Raw genomic sequence first — 20,019 nt, 5'->3', positions numbered from 1 at the left:
CCTTATTCTAACATGCATGGCCGCAGCGGCCAGTATTGCAGCGCCAGCGGCGCGTCGCCGTGCAGTTGCAGGATCGGCGGCTCGCCGGGGAAGTAGCGCGAGCTCATCACCGCTTCGCCCTGGTTGATAAAAATCTCCACGCTGGAGCGGTCGAACAGCAATTGCAGTTCCCTGAGTCCGCCGCGCCAGTAGCGGTGTTCCGGCGCGCCGCTGCGCAGGTTATTGCGCGTCAGCGTCAAACGCTCGCCGTCCCACGTCAGCTGCATGGCGTCGCCGAAGCCGGCGCGGAACGGGCCGTGCGGCGTTAGCCGCAGTTCGGCGCTGTCAATCGCCAGCGGCGGCGCATCGTCAGCCGCACCCTGCCAGCGGCTGAGTTCCCCGCGCAGCTGCTGCAGTTCGGCGACCGGCTGCTGATACAGTTTGCCGTCACGCAGCGTAAGCTCGCGCAGGCAGGTCATGGTGTGCAGCCAACCGTAGCGCGTCGTCGGCTGTTGTTGTTCGTCCTGATCCGGCACGCCCATCCAGCCCACCAGCAGCCGGCGGCCGTCTGCCGCCAGCGTGGTTTGCGGCGCATAAAACTCGAAGCCGGCGTCCAGTTCGTGAAACTCGCCGTGGCTGAAGCGCGCCGTCGAGTAATCCAGCTCGCCGACGAAGTAGCCGGCCTGATAGACGTTCAGATAGCGCTCCTGCTGCGCCGCCAGCCCCTGAGGGCAGCAGATCAGCACGTCGCGCTGGGCAAGAGGGAACAGATCCGGACACTCCCACATATAGCCGAAGTCGCCCAGGCCGTTCAGTTGGGAGCCGGCGATCTCCCCCAGCAGCGTCCACTGACGTAAATCATCGGCACGCAGCAGCAGCACCTTGCCGCGATCCTGCAGATCGCGCGCGCCCAGCACCATGTACCAGTGCTGCCCATGGCGCCAGACCTTCGGGTCGCGCACGTGGCCGCTGTAACCGTCGGGCAGCGGCAGCACCGGGCCGAGCTTGCGGTATTCACCGCGCTCATCTTCCTGCGCCAGGCACTGATAGGCGGTGCGCGAACCGTCGGGGAATTTCACATTGCCGGTATAGACCAGCATGATCTTGTCGTCCGTCGCCACCGCCGAGCCGGAGTAGCAGCCGTGGCTGTCGTAACAGGCGTCGGGCAGCAGCGCCACCGGCTGGTGCTGCCAGTGCAGCAGATCGCGGGACTGCCAGTGGCCCCAGCATTTGCGGCTGTGGTCGCAGGCCAGCGGGTTCCACTGATAGAACAGATGGTACACGCCGTTGTGCTGGATAAAGCCGTTGGGGTCGTTGAGCAGCCCGACGCTGGGCGCCAGGTGCCACCGCGGGCGGTGGGGATCCGCGGCGGCGCGCGTCTGGCCCTGCATCAGCGCCAGTGCGGTGTGTTTCATCAGGCTTAACGCGTCCATTATTTATCGTCCGTTTGGTATTTCAGCAGCAGGGAAATGACAAAGGCGCTGCCGAAGGCGATCGCCAGCCCGATGACATAGCTGAGCAGCGCGTTAGCCTGCACGATGGCCATGCCGGGGATGGCGGTCAAACCGACGGCGCTCATGCCGACATGATTGGCGACCACCCAGGCGCCGCCGAGCGCGCCGCCGGCCAGCGCGGCGAGGAAGGGTTTGACAAAGCGCAGGTTGATGCCGAACAGCGCCGCTTCGGTGATGCCGAGCATGGCGGAGAAACCGGAAGGCACGGCGATCGCCTTGATTTTGGCGTCGCGGGTTTTGAAATACACCGCCAGGCAGGCGCCGCCCTGCGCGATATTGGCCATCGACCAGATCGGCAGCAGGAAGTTGACGCCGATATTCGGGTTGCCCAGCAGCCCGGCCTCAATGGCGTGGAAGCTGTGGTGGATGCCGGTGATAACGATCACCGAATACAGACCGCCGAACAGCAGCCCCGCTAGCCAGCCGGCATGGGCGATCAGCGTGCTGAGCAGCAGCGAAATGCCGTCCCCGAGCGCGCGCCCTGCCGGGCCGATAAACAGCATGGCGACAAAACCGGAGATAATCACCGTCAGGAACGGCGTCAGGATCAGGTCGAGTGAGTTGGGGATCACTTTGCGCAGCTGTTTTTCCAGCATGCTCATAAACCACACTGCCAGCAGCACCGGGAATACCGTGCCCTGATAGCCGATCATGGCGATCTCCAGCCCGAAGAAGTTCATGGTGGAGAAGCCTTCGGCCACGCCCCAGGCGTTGGTCAGCGCCGGATGGGTCAGAATACCGCCCAGCGTGGCGCCGAGGTAAGGGTTGCCGCCAAATTCGCGCGCGGCGGTGAAGCCGATCAGGATCGGCAGAATGATAAACGCCGCCGAGCTGAACATATCGAGCATCACAAACAGCGCATTGTCGGGGCTGGCCCAGCCGTAGGTTTTCATCATGCCGAGCAGCCCCATCAGCAGACCGGAGGCGACGATGGCAGGAATGATCGGCACGAAAATATTCGACAGCAGGCGGGCGATGCGCTGCAGCGGGTTAAGTTTTTTCGCCGCGATATCGGCGGCTTCCGCTTTGCTGGATTCATTGACGCCCGCCGCCTTGATAAATTCGGCATGCACCTTGTTCACCAGGCCGGTGCCGAAGATCACCTGAATCTGCCCGGCGTTGCTAAAGCAGCCTTTCACCCCTTCCAGCTGTTCGATGGCGGCTTTATCTATCTTGCTGTCGTCCAGCAGCACCAGGCGCAGACGCGTGGCGCAGTGGGCCGCGCTGGCGATATTGTCTTTGCCGCCGAGTAATGGCAACAGCGCCTGTGCGGTTGCGGTGACGTTCATGTTCTCTCCCGTTTAAATGCTAACAATGCCGGCCGCCGCGCGGCCGGTGGTTCAGAAAAAGTATTTGAATCTGGCGCGCAGGCCGTAGCGTTTGTCGTTATCGCCGTTGGCGATCTTGTTGTCGGTGTCGGCCTCCAGCATGGAGGCATAGGCGCCGAGATACAGATTAAAGTTCGGCATGTTCATGACGTTGGGGATTTGGTACGACGCATGAATGGTGTGAATGTCATAGCGTCCCGGTTCGCTGAGCGGGTTGTCGATCTGCGCCGTCATGCCGTCGGTGGAAAACTCTTTGATATTGTTATGGGCGTAGATATAGCCCAGCTCGAAGCGGCGCCACAGCACGTTGGCGCCGGCGGAGAAGTCCTGCTCGCCGGCCGCATCCAGATAGGCGGTGCTGAGGTTGGCGACGATGCCGTTTTCGGCGTCGTCCGCCAGACTGTTCCAGCTGAGCGTCATGCCGTAGCCGTTACGCTTGGACTGGTCGACCCACTGACCGCGGGCGTTCTGGTAGCCGTAGGCGTTGTTGACCACGTTACTTTCCATCGCCAGCGCGGCGCTGAAGCGATCTTTTTTCCAGGCGATGACCGGGCGCAGATAGGCGACGTTCTTTTTGTTTTCCAGCGTGTTGCCGTGATAGCTGTTTTCCTGGAACAGCGAGGTGCCGTCTTCCACCAGGGTGTTGAGCTCGAAATACCAGTCGCCGGCGTATTTGCTCAGCATCAGGTTGCCGCCGCTGCTGCTGCGACCGCGTCCCTCTTTCATCATGTAGATATAGCCGAAGCCGTCGGCGTACAGATCGTTGGCGGTGTTGCCGGAATACTCGATAAAGGTGTCCTGGTTGAGCGGGAACATATCGTAGGCTTCAAAACGGCCGACCTTGGCCTGCCAGTTCTGTTCTTTACCGAAGAAGAACGCGGCGTCGTCCAGATTCATTTTGCCGCTCATATCCGCCAGCGGCTGGACGCGGAAGCCGGAGAAGCGGCCGTCCGGGTTGCGGCGGTAGCCGTCCAGCCCGACCAGAATGCGACCGTTAATATCCCAGCGCTCGTGATCGCCGGGCTTCCAGTTTTTGTTGTCGCGGGTTTTCAGCGAGGTGAGCTGGCCGCTGCGGCTGGCGCCGTCGAGATTGAACTCCACATCGCCGTACAGTTTCAGATCGCTGAAATGGGTGAGCTGGAGGCCGGCGGCCGGCGGCGTAGCGTCCTCCTGCACTGCGGAGCTGCGCTTCGCCAGCTGTGTGCTTTGCTGCTCGACGTGCGCGGTGCGCTGCTCCAGGCTCCGGGCCTGCCGCTCGGCGTGTTCGGTGCGCTGCTCCAGGCTCCGGGCCTGCCGCTCGGCGTGTTCGGTGCGCTGCTCCAGGCTCCGGGCCTGCCGCTCGGCATGTTCGGTGCGCTGCTCCAGGCGCTGGGCTTGCCGCTCGGCGGCGGCGGCGCGTTTTTCGGCCTGCGTAGCCCGCAGTTCCGCCTGTTGCAGGCGCTGCTCCAGTGCGTTGAGGCGGGCCTCAATACTGTCGTTGGCGGCCAGCGCCGGGCCGGCGATGAATAATCCTGTCGTTACAGCCAGATAGCGTAGGTTTTTCATGGGTTCTATCATCCAGAAAGGTCATTATTATTGTTTGCTAAATTGCTAAACCGGTTTTTCTGGCGGAACGATAATCGAGAAGAGGAGAGGATGGCAATGAAGTTGGCTAACCCGATTCAGCTATTGTGATCGAGCGCGCATTTATCACGGGATGCGGGGGCGGGCGTGTGCCCACCCCGCGATCGTCAGGCGGGTTGTAACAGAAAAGCGGCCAGTTCACCGGCGTGCGGCAGGGCGGTCATTGCCCCTTTAGCGGTGGTCGCCAGCGCGCCGCAGGCCTGCGCCTGGGCAATAACTGCCGGCCATTCGTCTGCCTGCGGCAGGCGGCCGAGCGCGGACAGCGCGGCCAGCAAACCGGCCACGAAGGCGTCGCCGGCGCCGGTGGTGTCCACCGGCACTACCGGCGTAGCGGGGAAGTGGCGCAGTTCACGGCCGTCATGGACGCAAACGCCGTCTCCGCCCTGCGTCACCAACAGCAGACGCAGGGGGAAGTGGGCGAGTATCCAGTCGATGGCCGCATCCATCTCATTGAGATTGCTGATAAAGAACAGCTCGTCCAGCGAGATTTTCACCACGTCGGCCAGCAACAGCGCCTGCATCAGACAGGGGCGTAATTCCTCCGGCTGTCGCCAGACGTCTTCGCGGATATTGGGGTCGAAGCTGACCCAGCCGCCGGCGGCGCGGATGGCGGCCATGGCCGCCAGCGTGGTGCTGCGGCTTGGCTCCTGCGACAGGGCGATCGAGCAGGCGTGCAGCCATTCGCCGGCTTGAAAGGCCGGCAGATCGGCCGGCTGTAAAAACAGGTCGGCGCTGGGGGTGACCATAAAGGTGAAGGAGCGCTCGCCGTCGTTGGTCAGATCCACCACCACGGTTGAGGTATGGTGCTCGGCGTCTGCGAACATCCGGGTGGTATCCACCCCTTCACTGCTCAGCACCTGGCGGAGAAATGCGCCAAAGCTGTCGTCGCCGACGCGGCCGATAAAACCGCTGTCGCCGCCCAGGCGGGCGATGCCGACGGCGACATTGGCCGGTGCGCCGCCGGGGCACTTAAGATAACTGTTTGAATTTTCAGGAACCAGATCGACAACGGCATCTCCCAGAACCCAGACACGGTTTGCCATGTTTTACCCCGTTATTGCTGTGGTTGATGGCGAGCTAAAATAGAAGAACCGGTTTAGCTATGCAACAGAAAAAATCGATGTCGTGCCGGAACGCCCGCTGCAGAGGGAGGTAGCGGGGCAGTGAAAGCGTGTGTGAGAACGACCGGGTGGCGTCAAACCCGTTTGCCGCAAGCCGTAAGGATGAAAATAAAATGTGACGCATCTGTGAGGATAATAAAGAGGTATTTTTAATTTTAAGTGAGAAAAATATAAATTTCCCTGTGATTCATTATTTTTATTTTCTGTTTTTATGCGTTGTTTTGGGTGTTTATCTATTTTGTGTGCTTCTCGTATTTATTTCGTGATGGCTTATAGGTTTTTATCTTTACTGTGACGCGTTTTTTAGACATTGCCTTGTTATTAATCTAAGTGATTTCTTTTTATTTTTCATGAATATTCTCGTTTGTTGCTTTGTCCCTTTCTTTTAGCGTTTACCCGCATGAAATCCGGGCGCTGATTGGCTATCATCCCCTTTGCTGACCCTTCAGGCTGATAGGTATAGGGCGTTTTCGTGCCGTGATGGCCGTTCGCCAACCGCTATTTGTCTGATTGAATGGAAAAATGACATTGGTCAGGTAGCGAATGGTTATTTAAGGATGATGGAATGAAAAAATCAGCATTGCTTGGCGCTATCGTTGTCGCTTTATCTACGCTTATGCCGGCGCAGGCAGAACGTCACACCGTGATTTTTGATTATGCGCGCGCTCAGCTTGATAATTTCAGCGACCTGGACGGCATTAATATTAAATATCGTTACGAGTGGGGGTCCGCCCTGAGCCTGATGAACTCTTTCACCGCGCTGGGCGGCGATAACCACAGCGTGAACGGCGGTAAAACCGAGCTGAATTATTATGCCTACAGCGTAGGGCCGGCCTACTACCTAAACCGTTATATAGTGATGTACGGGCTGGTGGGGCTAAGCCACAGCAATGTGAAAAACTCCGCCGCCTGGGTGGTGGAGCAGAGTAACGGCGGCCGGCGCGGCAGCCGCGGTGCCAGCTCCGGCTCGGCCTTTGCCTACGGCGCCGGCCTGCTGTTTACCCCCAGAGAAAATATCGTGCTGGACGTGGGTTATGAAGGCTCACAGATTGATATCGGCGGCCTGAACCGTGACGTCAATCTGTTTACCGTCGGCGTTGGCTACCGTTTCTGAGCGTGAGCCTGGCGATAAACTAGAAGAAGCAGCGTATCTCAGGGCTGGCCCATCAGCGGATCGCTGATGCTATGTCGGCCATTCTCAAGCCGCCCGGCCAGCCGGCGTAGCCAGCCTTGTTCATCCGTTACGCTAATATCATACCAACCGCCGCTGCGGCTGAGGTCAAGCGACAGCGAGCGCGTTGCGCCGGCCGGCAGCGAGATATGCTGCGCTTCCCGGTGGGTATAGGGGCAGCGCGCCAGCGTCACGTTCTGCGGCTGTGTTCCGGGGTTGAGTAAGACCAGGCGGGCGCTCACTGTCTCCGGTACTGCCTCTAGACGCACCTCCGCCTGTGAACGCTGCAGGTTGCCGCGCAGCGCACGGTGAAACCCATTCGGCCCCAGCAACCACAGATCGTAATCCTCCGCAACGTGCCAGTCGTCGCTCAGCGCTTTGCCCGCCTCGATGGTAAAGCGGCGCGGTATTTCATCCAGACGTTGTCGGTCGTAAACGTGGAGCACCGCCCCCTGACTGCCGTTATTGATCATATTCAGCGTCAGCAACTGCTGGCGGGGATAGCCGCTTGCCTCCACCTGTAGCTGATAGGGCAGCGCGCGTGACGGGCGGGCCTGGCGTTTTTGTTGTGGCTGCTGCTGCTGCTCGGCGGCGGGCAGCGGCACCTGGGGCAGTTTCTCTTGTCGCAGACGCAGCGCGTCGGCAGCATGGCGGGTGGTGGTGTGCAGCGCCGGCAGTTTTTCATTGTTGGGATCGATAAAGTTAAAGGCTGAGGTCAGGTCGCCGCAGACCGCCCGTCGCCAGTCGCTGATATTGGGTTCATGCACCTGGAAGCGTTTTTCCAGAAATTGCAGCACGGAGGTGTGGTCGAAGGCCTGAGAGTTCACCCAGCCGCCGCGGCTCCACGGCGAAAGCACCAGCATCGGCACCCGCGGGCCGGGGCCGTAAATGCCGGCATCCGGCGGTGGCTGATCCGTGCTGCCCGGCGGCGCCGGGTGCTGGAAGATTTCCGTTTCAAAAGGCACGGTGGATTTACCGGCAAAGCTGCCGTCGCTGCGCAGCGACGGCGCTGACGGGGAAGGCATATGATCGAAAAAGCCGTCGTTTTCATCGTAGGTGACGAACAGCACGGTTTTGCTCCACACCTCCGGCCGTTCGGTTAACGCATTAAGCACTTCCTGAGTAAACCATCCGCCCTGTACCGGGCTGGAAGGGTCGGGATGTTCAGAGTAGGCCGCCGGCGCGATCAGCCAGCTTACCTGCGGCAGTTTGTCCTGCTGTACGTCGTTGCGGAACCCGGCCAGCATCGCCTCCAGATCGCCGCTGCCGCCGGCCGGCAGGGTGTTGCCATTGCCTTTATACAGCGGTGCGACAGCATTGAGTTGTTCACTGTACGGCGCAAAATCCGTGAATTCTTTCGGCGGGTTGGCCGGATTGCCGGCCTTGATGCTGGCAGCACGGTACTGGCGAAAACCGACCAGCGGGTTATCGCCGAAGTTATCCGGCAGGTATTGATAGACCTTCCAACTGACGCCGCTTTCTTCCAGACGTTCCGGGTAGGTTTTCCAGCGGTAGCCTTTGTCTGCGCTGCCGGGATGATCCCACTCGTTTACCACGACGGCGCTGTTATCCGGGCCGGGGCCGTTGCTGCCGGTCCACAGGAAAAGCCGGTTAGGGTTGGTGCCGGCGTGCATTGAGCAGTGATAGGCATCGCACAGCGTAAAGGCGTTGGCCAGCGCGAACTGAAACGGCAGTTCCGGCTCGCGGTAATAGCCCATTGACGTTGGCGTTTTGTGGCTGGGCCAGGCGCGCATCCGGCCGCTGTCCCAGGCGGCGTGCGCGTCAGGCCAGGTGTGCGGAGTCCCGCTGACGCGCTGGGCGTTGCCGCGTTGTGCATCGAGATGATAAGGCAACACCAGCCGCTCCGTCCCTTGCTGTTGCCACACGCTGCGGCCGTCCGGCAGCGGAATGGTAAAGCGGTCGCTGAAGCCGCGGACGCCGGGCAGCGTACCAAAATAGTGGTCGAAGGCGCGGTTTTCCTGCATCAGAATCACCACGTGCTCCACATCCTGAATGCTGCCGGTGCGGTTATTGGCGGGGATCGCCAGCGCTTTGCGAATCGAGGCCGGCAGCAGCGAAAACGCCGAGCCAACGGCTGCCGCCTGTAACAGTTTTCTGCGCGAAAGGGTGGGCATGCGTCAGTAGACTCCCTGAAAGTGACGGTAAGGCCGGTATTTGCTGGCGGCATGACGGGCTGACGACATCAGCGGCGCCGGCGCTGGGCTATCGGTGGTAAGTTTAGCTTATCTGCTGATTAATAAAGGGAAGTGTTGTTTTTTTGACAAAATTGTGACGGTGCGCGTCGCCGCGCACCGCACAGAGAGGACGGGGGTTAAAACGGCGCCAGCGTTTCCGGGTTGACCGGCTGCGCCTTACCGTCAGACAGCATCACGATGCGCCCGGCGCTGCGGATGGTTTCCGGACGGTGGGCGATGATGATGCGGGTGATCGCCATATTGCGGATGGCGTCGTTGATGCGCATTTCCCTTTCTACATCCAGGTGGCTGGAGGCCTCATCCAGCACCAGTATCGACGGATTACGGTACAGCGCTCGCGCCAGCAGTACGCGCTGGTTTTGCCCGCCGGACAGCGATGAACCCATGTCGCCGACCAGACTTTGATAGGTCATCGGCATTTTCATAATATCATCATGGATTTGCGCAATTTTAGCCGCCTGTTCGATGCGTTCCTGATCGGCTTCCTGACTGAAGAAACAGATATTATCGGCGATCGAACCGGCAAACAGAATGTCATCCTGCATCACGCAGCCGATGCGTTCGCGGTATTGGTACAGCCCGACGTCCTGAATATCGACGCCATCGATCAGAATACGGCCGGAGACCGGCTGGAGCAGCCCCAGCAGCAGCTTGGCCAGCGTGGTTTTACCCTGGCCGGACGGCCCGATCAGCGCGACCGATTCCCCCGATCCGATTTCGAACGAGCAGCTATCCAGAATCATCGGTTCGGTCTCGGCATAGCGGAACGACACATTATCCAGCGTGATCGTCGGTGGCTGGGGTGAGACGTTGCCAGGACCTTCCGCCTCGTGACGGCCATCTTTTTCCTGCTCGGTCAGCACGATATCCGCCAGACGTTCGCCGTGCAGCCGCAGCATGCGAAAATCGATCCAGGCGTCCACCAGGCCAGAGCCGCGTGAGATGAACTGGTCGGCGAATGACATAAAGCCTATCAGCATACCGGCGGAGAAGTTGCCGTCCAGCACCTGCAGCGCGGCCAGCCAGACCAGCGCGATACGGCCGATGCTGGCGATAATGCCGTGGATGGTGCTGAAGCCGATGCTCAGACGCTGCACGACGATATTCTTGTTGGTGGTTTGGCGTAGCTGCTGACGCGGATATCCTGCCGGTTATTCAGCTTCAGGGTTTTGGCACCGCGCACCGATTCCAGCAGGATCGACTGCGCCTTGGCGGCGGTGATGATGTGGTCTTCGTTGGCGTTGCGAAACGGGCGATAGGCAATCCAGCGGATGGCGGCATACAGCAGGAACTGCAGCACCACCACCGCGGTGAGCATTCTGTTATAGGTGAACAGCACGCCGAGCGTGACGATCGCCATGATGCCGTCCAGCACCGAGCTGATAAAGCGCGTCGTCAGCGTCTCTTGAATAGTGCTGACCGAGCCGAAGCGGGAGATGATATCGCCCACGTGGCGCGATTCGAAAAACGACAGCGGCAGCCCCAGCAGATGCGAGCAAACGTTGGTGGTCCACTGTACGTTCAGCAGGCTGGAGAACCAGGTCATCACCCAGGAGCGCAGGGCGGTGATCAGGTTTTGGAACAGGAAGACGAAAATAAAGCCGACGCTCAGCAGCGTCAGCAGATCGCGGTCGTCGGAGACCAGCACCTGATCCATCACCCACTGCATATAGAACGGCGTAATCACGCCGAACACCTCCAGCGCCACGGACAGCAGTAATATCTGGGTTAACGCGGCGCCGATGCCGGTGACGCTGCCGATCAGGCGGAACATCGACAGCGACTGTTTCTCCACCGCCGGCTTGAACGATGCGGACGGCAACAGTTCCAGCGCCACGCCGGTGAAGCAGTTGGACACCTCCTTCATTGAAACCACGCGCACCCCGCTGGCGGGGTCGTGAATGATGATGGCGTTTTTCTTCACCTTTTTCAGCACCACAAAGTGGTTCAGGTTCCAGTGCAGAATGCAGGGGCGGCGCAGCTTATCCAGCTCTTCGATCTCCAGACGCAGTGCGCGGCCGGCCATGCCCAGGCTGCCGGCAACGCGCATCACGTCGGCCAGCGTGGCGCCTTTCATTGAAGTAGAGAAGCGACGGCGCAGGCTGATCATGTCGATGTTGTATTTATAGTAATTCACCACCATCGCGACGCAGGCCAGGCCGCATTCGGCCGCCTGCGACTGCTGGATCACCGGCAGCCGTCGGCCGAAGCCGAAGTGAAGGTTCTTTAAAAATTCCATTGGAAAAATATGACTCCCTGTTAAAAAGCGCAGTGATTACAAGCGGTGGCCCAAAGCGTAGAGAGGCTCAAATACCCACTCGATGATCCGTCGCTTCTCAATCAAAAAATCTGCCTCCAGCTTGATGCCCGAGCGCAGCGCAACGTCCTTGCCGTACAGGTTGATGGATTGTTTGTCGAGTTCGACCACCACCTGATACAGCCGCTCGTGCACGTTTGAGTCGCCGGTGATGGCCATCACTTCCTGCGGAGAGAGCGCAGCGGTCGACACTTCGAGCACCCGCCCGCGCTGGACGCCGAATTTTTGATAGGGGTAGGCTTCATAGCGCAACATCACCTGTTGCCCCGGATTGATAAAGCCGATGGCGCGGCTACTGACCATGATTCTGGCCTGCAGCCGGGCACCGACTTCCAGCACGGTGTTCTGCTGTTCATCCACCTGCTGGTTAGAGGCAAAGCCCTGATTGCGCATCTGCTGCAGCTTATGCATCTGGCTGCTGGCCAGGTTCAACTGCTGCCTGCGCTTGGCCTGCTGCTTTTGCAACAGCTCGACCTGCGACTCCAGCGAGCCCAGCTGTTTTTTCAGGCCGCCCATGGTTTCGGCATGCATGCGGTATTCGCTCTCCCGTTCAGACTGCAGCCGTTCATTTTGCAGCGTCAGCTGGTCGTGAACGAACAGGCGGGTCTGCCCCATGGCGGTGGACAGCTCCGAGGAAATGGTCATCAATACGCTGTGTTGGATGACCTCGCTGCCTTTTTCCACCTGCATGTCGGTGATGGTACCGGCAACCGGCGCGGTAATGTTGTAAATACCTTTGCTGGGCAGCAGGCTGCCTATCGCGGTCTCTTTCTTGGTGTAACTGCCGAACACGATAAACAGGACGATCAGGGTAACCAGGCAGCTCGCCAGGGAGATAACCAGCCAGCGGTATGGCGGTGAATAGAGAGAAACGGTCCCCATGACCTTGTTGTTATTGGCATCCAGCGCTTCCTGGCGAAAAAGTGACTGTGTCATCCTGAATCCTGGCGAAAAGTTATTGCGAGCAGCTAATCTGCGCGATGGCGTTATGGCCGAGTTCGCCGGTTGCCCTGGCCTGAGCAACCTTGGCCATCAGCAGTTTGTAACGCGCCTCGGCGTTGTTTTTTACCGCTTCGTAGTAACTTTGGTAGGCGTTCAGTTCATCCATTTTGGTGCGCAGTCCCAGTTTTTTTCCGGTGGCGGTAGAGCGGATTTTGCTCTGTTCCGACTGGATCATCCGCTGGGTAGAGGTCACCAGCGAGCGGCTGTTGGTCACGTTCAACAGGGCGTTGTGCAGTTCTTCCTTCACTTTCTGCTGGGCATCGATCAGGCTGTAGCGCGCCTGCTCGCGGGTATAGACCGCCTCTCGTGATTGCGACATCTGCCGGCCGCCGCTGAAAATCGGCACGGAGACGGAGATACCGAGGTTGGTATTGGTGGTTTTTGAGGTACTGCCGAACATCTCGTCGAGCAGGTTGCTGTCTTCGGCCCGGCTCCAGTTGGTGCCGTAAGAAGCCTGGAAATTGACCGTCGGCATATGGGCGCTGTGCGCCTGATAGACGCCGGTTTTGGCGATTTCCCACTGGGCGCGCGCGCTGCGGATCTGGCTGTTGCGGGCCAGCGCGTGCTGGTAGAGATCCGGCTCTTTCCCCGTCTGCGCGCCCTGCAGCAGGCAGGCGGCGCTAATCGGGGCGATGGCGTCGTGCTCCAGGCCGGTCAGTCGTCGGTACTTGGTGGCAGCGGCGCTCAGATTATTGTGCGCCTCAATTTCCTTGGCGCGGAACAGATCGCGGTTAGCCTGCGCTTCATCGGCGTCGACGCGGGTGGCGTTGCCCAGCGATACCGCCAGCGTGGTCTGCTGCAGCTCGTTTTCATACACCTGCGTGGCCGCCCGCGCGGCCTGATAAACCTCGTTCTGATACAGCACGGCGGCATATGCGTCCGCTACGTCATAGGCCAGCGTTTCCTGCGCACGCAGCAGCTCAATATCGGCGCTGTCGGCTATTGCCTTGCCGCGCAGGTAGTCGGCATATTTGGACAGGTCGAACAGCGGCTGATTGAGTGAGATGGCGTAATTATGGCGCGAGACTTTGGCGGCGTAGGTTGCTTTAGGCTGGTCCTGCTGGTTGTAGCCGCCGTCCAGCTGGATGGTCGGCAACAGGCCGGCCAGGCCCTGGCTGCTTTTTTCATTACCCGCCAGCTGGCGATACATTGCCGCCTGCAGTTCCGGGTTGACGGCGCCGGCGTTGCGGATGGCCTCCAGCAGGGTGGTGGCGCTCACGCCGAAGGGTAATAAAGCGGAAGCCAATAACAGCGGTTTAAGGCGGAACAATCCTTTGATTAAATGCATATCGTAGTCCATGTTAATCGTGCAGTCCGTGCATAGATTTAAGTAATCACCGAAGATATTCATTCGAATGAGATAAATAGAGAAAATAAGCGCGCCGACGTTGCTTTGGTCATGAAATTAACGTCTTGCCAAACGCTTATTAATAAATTGATTGATATTTATCGTGTTATGTATAAATATTTTAAATATGTTCAAGCCATGCGAGCATCTCCGCCGTTGATAAAGGCGGCTTGCTGATTTTTGTTTTATTTTCAGTGTGTTCTACTGATTTGTTGCGCAGAGAATAATACTAAAAAAACAACGCTGTCAATAACCTGCACTTTTAACCGTAAAGCTCTTATTTTTCATAAGAAAAATCCGTTCTATTTCTGTTTTTATATTTGTTTTGTTTATTGTCACTTACGCGTTGTGATGGGTTGTTTCTGGTTTTAGTGCGTTTTTTATCGGTGAAAAAGAGAAGGGCGGCATGTGATTTATCCATAACGACAGCGCGGTGCGCCAACGCCCCGGATCGTTCATCATGGGCGGTGTTATCCGGCTATAATTTCAGGGGTTGCTTGAAACCTCATCGATAAAAAGGAGTTAGCCTATGTTGAATATAGGAAATAATCATTTATCCGCGCTCGATCCGCTGTTGGTGAAAAAACAGCGCCGGCTGCTGCTGGCGCTCTCGCTGCTGTTGCTGGTGGCGGGGCTGTTCTGTTTGTTCAGTCCTTTTGCGTCTGGCGCGGCGCTCAGCGTGGTGATGGGGATCTTCTTGCTGCTGAGCGGGATCGGCATGATCGTCGGCATGATTGTTAACCGAGCGCAAAATACCTGGCCGATGATCGGCGGTATTCTATTGGGTATTGCCTATCTGATCATTGGCTACGTGTTTATCACCAGCCCTGCCGTCGGCATCTTTACCATGGCGGTTTATCTGGCGGCGCTGTTTGCGTTGGGGGGCGTATTCCGCCTGTTGGCCGGTTATCAGCTGCGTGCGCTCCCGGGCAACGGGATCCAGTACGCGATCGGCGTGTTGGATCTGGCGATCGCCTGGATGTTGCTGAGCGCCGATGCGGCCACCTCGGTGGTGCTGGTGACCACCATTGTCGGGATTGAAATGCTGTTCAGCGCCTTTGGCCTGTTTATGGTCACCCGCCGTTTCAGCGCCAGGTGAGCAAATATCAGCGGTAACAAGAAGCTGCCACAGTGTCTGATAAAAGACCGTAACGAGATGATAATATTATGGAATTCAAGGATTATTATGCCATTTTGGGCGTTAAGCCTGAAGACGATCTCAAGGCGATAAAAACGGCCTATCGCCGCCTGGCGCGCAAATACCATCCTGACGTCAGCAAAGAGCCGGACGCCGAGGCAAAGTTTAAGCAAGTTGCCGAAGCCTATGAGGTGCTGAAGGACGAAGAAAGCCGCGCGGAATACGATCGACTGCGCCAGCACCGTAACGATCCGCATTTCGGCCGGCAGGCGCAGCACAACGACAATTACAACGCAGAAGACTTCTCCGACATCTTCTCCTCAATGTTCGGCGAACGTGCGCGCGCGCGTCAGCAGCGCCAGCACCATGCCATGCGCGGCCAGAATCTGGAGATTGAAGTGGCGGTATTCCTGGAGGATATCTTTGCCGAACAGACACGCACTATCAGCTATCACGTGCCGGTATATAACGTGTTTGGTCTGGTCGAGCAGGAGATCCCGAAAACGCTCAACGTGAAAATACCGGCCGGGGTCAGGGAAGGGGAGCGCATTCGCCTGAAGGGGCAGGGATCGCCGGGGATCGATGGCGGTGCGAGCGGCGATCTCTATCTGATCGTACGTATCGCGCCGCATCCGCGCTTTGATATCGTCGGCGACAATTTGGAAATCGTCTTGCCGCTGTCGCCGTGGGAAGCCGCGTTGGGGGCCAAAGTTTCCGTGCCGACCGTCCAGCAGCAGATTCTGCTGACTATTCCCGCCGGCACGCAGAGCGGGCAGCGTCTGCGCATTAAAGGCAAAGGCTTGCCGGGCAAAGGACAGACGGCGAGCGGCGACCTGTACGCGGTGGTGAAAGTGGTAATGCCGCCGAAGCCGGACGCGCAGAGCGCAGCGCTGTGGCAGCAGTTGGCGGAAGCGCAGTCAGATTTCGATCCGCGTAAAGAGTGGGGTAAGTAATATGACCAAAGTAAATATCACGTTTACGCTGACGGAGTTTTGTCTGCACGCCGGCGTATCGCAGGATGAACTGGTCGAAATCGTCGGGCTGGGGGTGATCGAACCTTGTCAGCCGGCCGACGACGAGTGGCTGTTTGACGATGGCGCGCTGGCGGAATTTCATCGCGCGCAGCGGCTGCATCACGAACTGGCGCTGGACTGGCCGGGGATTGCGGTGGCGCTGACGTTGCTGGATGAAGTCGAACAGCTGCGCAGGGAGAATCTGCAGCTGCGGCAGCGGCTGGCGCGTTTTACGGAAAATGTTTGAATAACCCGCCGGCGCGGCACGCCACGCTGGCAGGTTGATAACATGAGTTAGCGGAAAATGGCGCGGCCGATAGCCTGCGCCCTTTCCAGGCAGGCTTCCGGGCTGCCCATTTCCGGCATCAGCAGTACTTCGCGGGTCAGCAGCGGCGCGCCGCAATAATCGAAAATACCGTGGCCTATCTGGGTGTTGAAAGCGTCGGCGTAGCCGCGTTTGACAAAGGTCTGCCGGTTAACCGCCCCCAACGCCACCAGATGCACCGGCAGGTGCGTCAGTTTCTTCACCACGGTGTCGCCGGAGGTGTCGTCATAGGCCCAGCCGTTGGTAAATACGCGATCGATCCAGCCTTTCAGCAGGCCCGGCATCGACCACCAGTAAACGGGGAACACCAGTACCAGCGCATCGGCGCGGTCGATACGCGCCTGTTCGGCGAGCACGTCGGGCGGGACGGCGCCGGTTTGCTGAAACGCCGCCATATCCGCGGCGGAAAACGTCGGGTTGAAGCCTTCCTGCGTCAGGTCGGCGATGTCAACGGTGTGCGCCGGATCGGCCGCGGTGATGCCCTGGGCAATGGCGGCGGCGCTGCCGTGCGTCAGGGAGTGCTGCAAAGGGTGAGAAACGACGATCAGTGCATGCATAGGAAGACTCCTGTTGCCATGAAACGGGAACGGTCGTAGTGTTGAAGTCTCACGGTAACCTACCAATGGTAAGTTACTTTTAGTATATAGTGCCGTCGACAACAGGAGCCACCGTATGGCCACAGAGCCTGCACGCCGGCGTCTATCGCGGGAAGAGCGTCACGCCCAGCTGATAGACGTGGCATGGCGGATTATTCGTGAAGAAGGGACGGCAGCGCTGACCCTCGGTCATCTGGCGCAACAGGCCGGCGTCACCAAGCCGGTGGTCTACGACCATTTTACCAACCGTTCCGGTTTGTTCGCCATGTTGTACAAAGAGTTCGATCGCCGTCAGACGGCGCTGATGGATGATAATATCTGCCGGGCGGCACCGACGCTGGAACCGCGGGCGGCGGTAGTCGCCGCGTCCTACATCGAGTGCGTCCTGCAGCAGGGGCGTGAGATGCCCAGCGTGATGGCGGCGCTGACCGGCACGCCGGAGCTGGCGCAGATCCGGCAGGAATACGCCGCCGGCTTTACGGAAAAATGCCGTGCACTGTTTGCCCCATTCTGTGACGGTCAGCCGCTGCGCGACGCGGCGCTGCGGGGGATGCTCGGCGCTGCGGAAGGGTTGTCCGATGCCGTGGTGAACGGCGTGGTGAGCGAGCAGCAGGCCAAAGATGAGCTGTTTCAGGTGATTATCGCCATGGTGCAGCGTTGCTGCACTCTGGCTGAGGGAGGTGAGCGGGATGAATAAGTCGACAAAAGCTGCACTGGTGTGGGGAGGTCTGTGCGCCATCCTGCTCTATCGCACCTTGCCGGCGGGTGTGATGATGTCGTGGCAGGTTTTCCGGCAGTATGACATTCCGGTGATGCAACTGGTCGTCAGTGTGCTGATGCCGCTGCTGCCCGCGCTGGCGCCGCTGGGCTGCTTTCTCGCATTACGCACGACGGCGGCGGAGCGCTGGCTGGCGGTGGTTATCCTGCCGATGGTCGCCTGGCTGGCCAGCCATGTGATACTGATTGTACTGTTCTATTTTATCGCCGTGAAAAGCGGCAACGTACCGCCGTATTCCGAGGGGCTGTCGGCCATGATGCTGCGCATGCTGAATATCGGCTGGCTGAGCAGCATGCTGGTCGTCGCGTTGACGATTGCAGCCTGCGGCTACGCGTTCTGGCGTGAAAGCCGGCGCTAATCCTGCACCAGGTAACGCCCCGGCGTTTTACCTAACGCTTTTTTAAACATGGTGATAAAGGCGGTGGGGGAGTCGTAACCGAGTTCATAAGCGACGTTCTGTACCGATTCTCCCAGCACCAGCATCCGTACGGCGACCATCAGCTGCAGCTGATGGCGCCACTTGCCGAACGTCATGCCCGTTTCCCGCCGAATAAACCGCTCAAAGCTGCGGTCGCTCATCGCCATCTTCTGCGCCCACTCGTGCAGCGTACTGCGGCTGCCGGGCGCCAGCATGATTTCATCCGCCAGCTGTTTGATCTTGGCATTGCCGCTGATTGGCACATGCAGATGCCCGACCGGCATTTGCGCCAGTTCGTGCATCATCACCGCCGCCAGACGGCCGGTGGGGCTGTCGGTGACGTAGTCCGCCGGTAGTGTGGCGAAGTGTTTGATGATTTCACGCAGCATCGGGCTGATTTGCAGCGTACAGCACTCGTCCGGCATGCCGGGATAGTTTGGCTCGACGAACAGCAGGTAAATATCTACATCGCCCATTGCCCGGTTGCTGTGCTCCATCCCGCCAGGGATCCAGACGGCGTGGCCGGTCGGCACCATCCAGTAGGCTTTGGCGACCTCACACACCAGGCCGCCGCGCAGCGGCAGGATCAACTGGCCCTTGCGGTGATGATGAAACGGCATAGCCCGACGCGTTTCCGTGGCGGAGATGTGGAGCGCCACCGCCTGGCTGGTGTTGGTGTCAGGATCGAACTCTTCGTAGCTTTGCAGTAGCGACATGGTAAATGGCCAAATTTAGAGATTAATTGCAGTTATATAAATATCACCACTCATTATCAAAATTTTATAATACTTCTACTCCAGTTACAGGGCCTGTAATCCTAGCGATGCGTTACGCGAGCAAGACGTCATGCTGGAAATCAACTCAGCGAATAACATTATGAAATTATTATCCTTTCGTGTGAAAAAGTCCCATCTTCTGCTAGTGGGCATACTGCTGGTGGCCGCCAACCTGCGGGCGCCTTTCACCAGCCTGGCGCCGTTGCTGGACGCCATCCGCCTCGATTTTTCCCTGAGTGCGGTACAGGCGGGCTTGATACAAACCCTGCCGCTGCTGGCATTCGCGCTGTTTTCGCCGTTGGCCGGCAGCATTGCCGTTAAGTATGGCATTGAACGGGTGATTTTTGCGGCGCTGCTGCTGATTGCCGCCGGTATCGGTTACCGTTCTTACGGCGGTCTGTTCGGCGTGTATGGCGGCACGGTGCTGATCGGTCTGGGTATCGCCATGGGCAACGTATTGCTGCCCAGCCTGTTAAAACGCGATTTTCCCCAGCGGGTAGCGAGCATGACCGGGTTGTACGCCCTGATTATGGGAGTTGGCGCCGCGTTAGGCTCGGCGGCCGTGGTGCCGCTGTCGCAGGTACCGGCGCTGGGCTGGAACGGCGCATTGTTCGCCATGCTGCTGTTCCCGCTGTTGGCGGTGGTGGTCTGGTTTCCTCAGCTTTCCCACGGCGCAGCGCGGCTGGCGCAGAGCGGTGGGGAGCCGCCGCAGCGGTCCGGCGGGGTATGGCGTGCCGCGCTGGCCTGGCAGGTGACGCTGTTCCTGGGGCTTAACTCGCTGATTTATTATGTGGTGGTCGCCTGGCTGCCGTCGATTTTACGTTATCAGGGCTTCAGTGCTGAGCAGGCGGGATCGCTGCACGGTGTCCTGCAGTTGGCGACTGCCGTCCCGGGGCTGTTTACCGGTCATTTGCTGGCGCGGATGAAGGACCAGCGGGCGATTGCCGTCACGGTATCGCTGCTGGCCGCTGCCGGTCTGTTGGGGCTGCTGGCGCTGCCTGCTTTCGCGACGCTGTGGGTGGTGTTATTCGGTATCGGTGCCGGCAGTACCATTATTCTGGGGCTGGCGTTTATCGGTCTGCGTTCCGGCACGCCAGCACAGGCCGCGGCGCTCTCCGGTATGGCGCAGTGCGTCGGTTACCTGCTGGCCGTCGGCGGGCCGCCCGGCGTCGGGCTGCTGTATGACGCCACCCACAGCTGGCATGGCCCGCTGTTGATCTGCGCGGCGCTGGCGCTGGTGATGGCGCTGGTGGGCTACCTGGCCGGGCGCGATCGCTGTTTGGCACAGGCTGATACCACGGCAGCGGCGTCGTTGAACGAAGGCTGTTTATCCGAAGAGGAAAGATAAATCGCGGC

General features: G+C 59.2%; 18 protein-coding genes. 7 read left to right on the top strand and 11 right to left on the bottom strand.

The annotated features are described in order from the left end of the window. Positions 1 to 2: 2 nt before the first annotated feature. The 4 genes from CLM71_RS20475 to CLM71_RS20460 form a co-directional block, all read right to left on the bottom strand. Positions 3 to 1,412 carry a sucrose-6-phosphate hydrolase gene (locus tag CLM71_RS20475; protein WP_105232636.1) on the bottom strand — a complete coding sequence of 470 codons (1,410 nt, stop codon included), beginning with the start codon at positions 1,410 to 1,412 and terminating at the stop codon, positions 3 to 5. Next, positions 1,412 to 2,782, bottom strand: a complete 1,371-nt coding sequence (locus CLM71_RS20470; protein ID WP_105232635.1) for a sucrose-specific PTS transporter subunit IIBC — start codon at positions 2,780 to 2,782, stop codon at positions 1,412 to 1,414. The genes CLM71_RS20475 and CLM71_RS20470 overlap by 1 nt, the downstream gene beginning before the upstream one ends. Before the next feature lie 51 nt (positions 2,783 to 2,833). Further along, complete coding sequence (locus CLM71_RS20465; protein ID WP_105232634.1) at positions 2,834 to 4,366, bottom strand: carbohydrate porin; 1,533 nt, start codon at positions 4,364 to 4,366, stop codon at positions 2,834 to 2,836. 185 nt (positions 4,367 to 4,551) lie between these two features. Next, positions 4,552 to 5,487 carry an aminoimidazole riboside kinase gene (locus tag CLM71_RS20460; RefSeq protein WP_105232633.1) on the bottom strand — a complete coding sequence of 312 codons (936 nt, stop codon included), beginning with the start codon at positions 5,485 to 5,487 and terminating at the stop codon, positions 4,552 to 4,554. A gap of 643 nt (positions 5,488 to 6,130) precedes the next feature. Between CLM71_RS20460 and CLM71_RS20455 the strand changes: the two genes are divergently transcribed. Continuing rightward, a complete protein-coding gene (locus tag CLM71_RS20455; protein ID WP_105232632.1) occupies positions 6,131 to 6,679 on the top strand; it encodes an Ail/Lom family outer membrane beta-barrel protein in 549 nt (182 codons plus the stop codon). Positions 6,680 to 6,717: 38 nt separating this feature from the next. Here CLM71_RS20455 and CLM71_RS20450 read toward each other — a convergent pair whose 3' ends face one another. The 5 genes from CLM71_RS20450 to CLM71_RS20435 form a co-directional block, all read right to left on the bottom strand. After that, complete coding sequence (locus tag CLM71_RS20450) at positions 6,718 to 8,871, bottom strand: phosphocholine-specific phospholipase C (RefSeq protein ID WP_105232631.1); 2,154 nt, start codon at positions 8,869 to 8,871, stop codon at positions 6,718 to 6,720. Between the two features lie 197 nt (positions 8,872 to 9,068). After that, on the bottom strand, positions 9,069 to 10,049 hold the full coding sequence (locus CLM71_RS24490; protein WP_370446962.1) for a peptidase domain-containing ABC transporter: 981 nt from the start codon (positions 10,047 to 10,049) through the stop codon (positions 9,069 to 9,071). Further along, entirely contained in the window at positions 10,037 to 11,191 is a 1,155-nt protein-coding gene (locus CLM71_RS24485; RefSeq protein WP_370446961.1) for a peptidase domain-containing ABC transporter, read from the bottom strand. Before CLM71_RS24485 ends, CLM71_RS24490 begins: the two co-directional genes overlap by 13 nt. Positions 11,192 to 11,227: 36 nt before the next feature. Continuing rightward, positions 11,228 to 12,205, bottom strand: coding sequence for an HlyD family efflux transporter periplasmic adaptor subunit (locus CLM71_RS20440; RefSeq protein WP_105232630.1), 978 nt, complete (start codon positions 12,203 to 12,205; stop codon positions 11,228 to 11,230). Between the two features lie 19 nt (positions 12,206 to 12,224). Next, entirely contained in the window at positions 12,225 to 13,559 is a 1,335-nt protein-coding gene (locus CLM71_RS20435) for a TolC family outer membrane protein (protein WP_158684851.1), read from the bottom strand. 589 nt (positions 13,560 to 14,148) lie between these two features. Here CLM71_RS20435 and CLM71_RS20430 point away from each other — a divergent pair. The 3 genes from CLM71_RS20430 to cbpM all read left to right on the top strand — a co-directional run bounded on the left by CLM71_RS20430 (position 14,149) and on the right by cbpM (position 16,017). Next, positions 14,149 to 14,718 carry an HdeD family acid-resistance protein gene (locus CLM71_RS20430; protein ID WP_105232628.1) on the top strand — a complete coding sequence of 190 codons (570 nt, stop codon included), beginning with the start codon at positions 14,149 to 14,151 and terminating at the stop codon, positions 14,716 to 14,718. A 68-nt stretch (positions 14,719 to 14,786) separates the two neighbouring features. Continuing rightward, entirely contained in the window at positions 14,787 to 15,710 is a 924-nt protein-coding gene (gene cbpA, locus CLM71_RS20425; RefSeq protein ID WP_105232627.1) for a curved DNA-binding protein, read from the top strand. A 1-nt stretch (position 15,711) separates the two neighbouring features. Continuing rightward, positions 15,712 to 16,017 carry a chaperone modulator CbpM gene (gene cbpM / locus CLM71_RS20420; protein ID WP_105232626.1) on the top strand — a complete coding sequence of 102 codons (306 nt, stop codon included), beginning with the start codon at positions 15,712 to 15,714 and terminating at the stop codon, positions 16,015 to 16,017. A gap of 47 nt (positions 16,018 to 16,064) precedes the next feature. Here cbpM and CLM71_RS20415 read toward each other — a convergent pair whose 3' ends face one another. Beyond that, the gene (locus CLM71_RS20415; protein WP_105232625.1) at positions 16,065 to 16,652 is read right to left on the bottom strand and encodes an NAD(P)H-dependent oxidoreductase; all 588 of its coding nucleotides are present in this window, start codon (positions 16,650 to 16,652) and stop codon (positions 16,065 to 16,067) included. A gap of 115 nt (positions 16,653 to 16,767) precedes the next feature. Between CLM71_RS20415 and CLM71_RS20410 the strand changes: the two genes are divergently transcribed. Both CLM71_RS20410 and CLM71_RS20405 read left to right on the top strand, forming a co-directional pair. Then, positions 16,768 to 17,388, top strand: a complete 621-nt coding sequence (locus tag CLM71_RS20410; RefSeq protein ID WP_105232624.1) for a TetR/AcrR family transcriptional regulator — start codon at positions 16,768 to 16,770, stop codon at positions 17,386 to 17,388. Beyond that, positions 17,381 to 17,827 (top strand): hypothetical protein, encoded by a 447-nt coding sequence (locus CLM71_RS20405; protein ID WP_145961089.1) that lies wholly within the window; start codon positions 17,381 to 17,383, stop codon positions 17,825 to 17,827. The genes CLM71_RS20410 and CLM71_RS20405 overlap by 8 nt, the downstream gene beginning before the upstream one ends. On the opposite strand, the gene CLM71_RS20400 is transcribed toward CLM71_RS20405, so the two are convergent. After that, positions 17,824 to 18,603 carry a helix-turn-helix domain-containing protein gene (locus CLM71_RS20400; RefSeq protein ID WP_105232622.1) on the bottom strand — a complete coding sequence of 260 codons (780 nt, stop codon included), beginning with the start codon at positions 18,601 to 18,603 and terminating at the stop codon, positions 17,824 to 17,826. The genes CLM71_RS20405 and CLM71_RS20400 overlap by 4 nt on opposite strands. Positions 18,604 to 18,763: 160 nt before the next feature. Here CLM71_RS20400 and CLM71_RS20395 point away from each other — a divergent pair, with 160 nt between their 5' ends. After that, positions 18,764 to 20,011, top strand: coding sequence for a CynX/NimT family MFS transporter (locus CLM71_RS20395; protein WP_105233525.1), 1,248 nt, complete (start codon positions 18,764 to 18,766; stop codon positions 20,009 to 20,011). Positions 20,012 to 20,019 lie beyond the last annotated feature (8 nt).

Origin of the sequence: Serratia sp. MYb239 (assembly GCF_002966855.1) — a bacterium.
Taxonomy (GTDB): domain Bacteria; phylum Pseudomonadota; class Gammaproteobacteria; order Enterobacterales; family Enterobacteriaceae; genus Serratia_B; species Serratia_B rhizosphaerae.
This window is presented reverse-complemented; position numbering and strand designations above follow the sequence as displayed.

Bases quoted from the DNA above. Each gene is read 5' to 3' on its own strand.
- CLM71_RS20475 (WP_105232636.1), bottom strand. From the start codon at position 1,412: ATGGACGCGTTAAGCCTGATGAAACACACCGCACTGGCGCTGATGCAG.
- CLM71_RS20470 (WP_105232635.1), bottom strand. From the start codon at position 2,782: ATGAACGTCACCGCAACCGCACAGGCGCTGTTGCCATTACTCGGCGGC.
- CLM71_RS20465 (WP_105232634.1), bottom strand. From the start codon at position 4,366: ATGAAAAACCTACGCTATCTGGCTGTAACGACAGGATTATTCATCGCC.
- CLM71_RS20460 (WP_105232633.1), bottom strand. From the start codon at position 5,487: ATGGCAAACCGTGTCTGGGTTCTGGGAGATGCCGTTGTCGATCTGGTT.
- CLM71_RS20455 (WP_105232632.1), top strand. From the start codon at position 6,131: ATGAAAAAATCAGCATTGCTTGGCGCTATCGTTGTCGCTTTATCTACG.
- CLM71_RS20450 (WP_105232631.1), bottom strand. From the start codon at position 8,871: ATGCCCACCCTTTCGCGCAGAAAACTGTTACAGGCGGCAGCCGTTGGC.
- CLM71_RS24485 (WP_370446961.1), bottom strand. From the start codon at position 11,191: ATGGAATTTTTAAAGAACCTTCACTTCGGCTTCGGCCGACGGCTGCCG.
- CLM71_RS20440 (WP_105232630.1), bottom strand. From the start codon at position 12,205: ATGACACAGTCACTTTTTCGCCAGGAAGCGCTGGATGCCAATAACAAC.
- CLM71_RS20435 (WP_158684851.1), bottom strand. From the start codon at position 13,559: ATGCATTTAATCAAAGGATTGTTCCGCCTTAAACCGCTGTTATTGGCT.
- CLM71_RS20430 (WP_105232628.1), top strand. From the start codon at position 14,149: ATGTTGAATATAGGAAATAATCATTTATCCGCGCTCGATCCGCTGTTG.
- cbpA (WP_105232627.1), top strand. From the start codon at position 14,787: ATGGAATTCAAGGATTATTATGCCATTTTGGGCGTTAAGCCTGAAGAC.
- cbpM (WP_105232626.1), top strand. From the start codon at position 15,712: ATGACCAAAGTAAATATCACGTTTACGCTGACGGAGTTTTGTCTGCAC.
- CLM71_RS20415 (WP_105232625.1), bottom strand. From the start codon at position 16,652: ATGCATGCACTGATCGTCGTTTCTCACCCTTTGCAGCACTCCCTGACG.
- CLM71_RS20410 (WP_105232624.1), top strand. From the start codon at position 16,768: ATGGCCACAGAGCCTGCACGCCGGCGTCTATCGCGGGAAGAGCGTCAC.
- CLM71_RS20405 (WP_145961089.1), top strand. From the start codon at position 17,381: ATGAATAAGTCGACAAAAGCTGCACTGGTGTGGGGAGGTCTGTGCGCC.
- CLM71_RS20400 (WP_105232622.1), bottom strand. From the start codon at position 18,603: ATGTCGCTACTGCAAAGCTACGAAGAGTTCGATCCTGACACCAACACC.
- CLM71_RS20395 (WP_105233525.1), top strand. From the start codon at position 18,764: ATGAAATTATTATCCTTTCGTGTGAAAAAGTCCCATCTTCTGCTAGTG.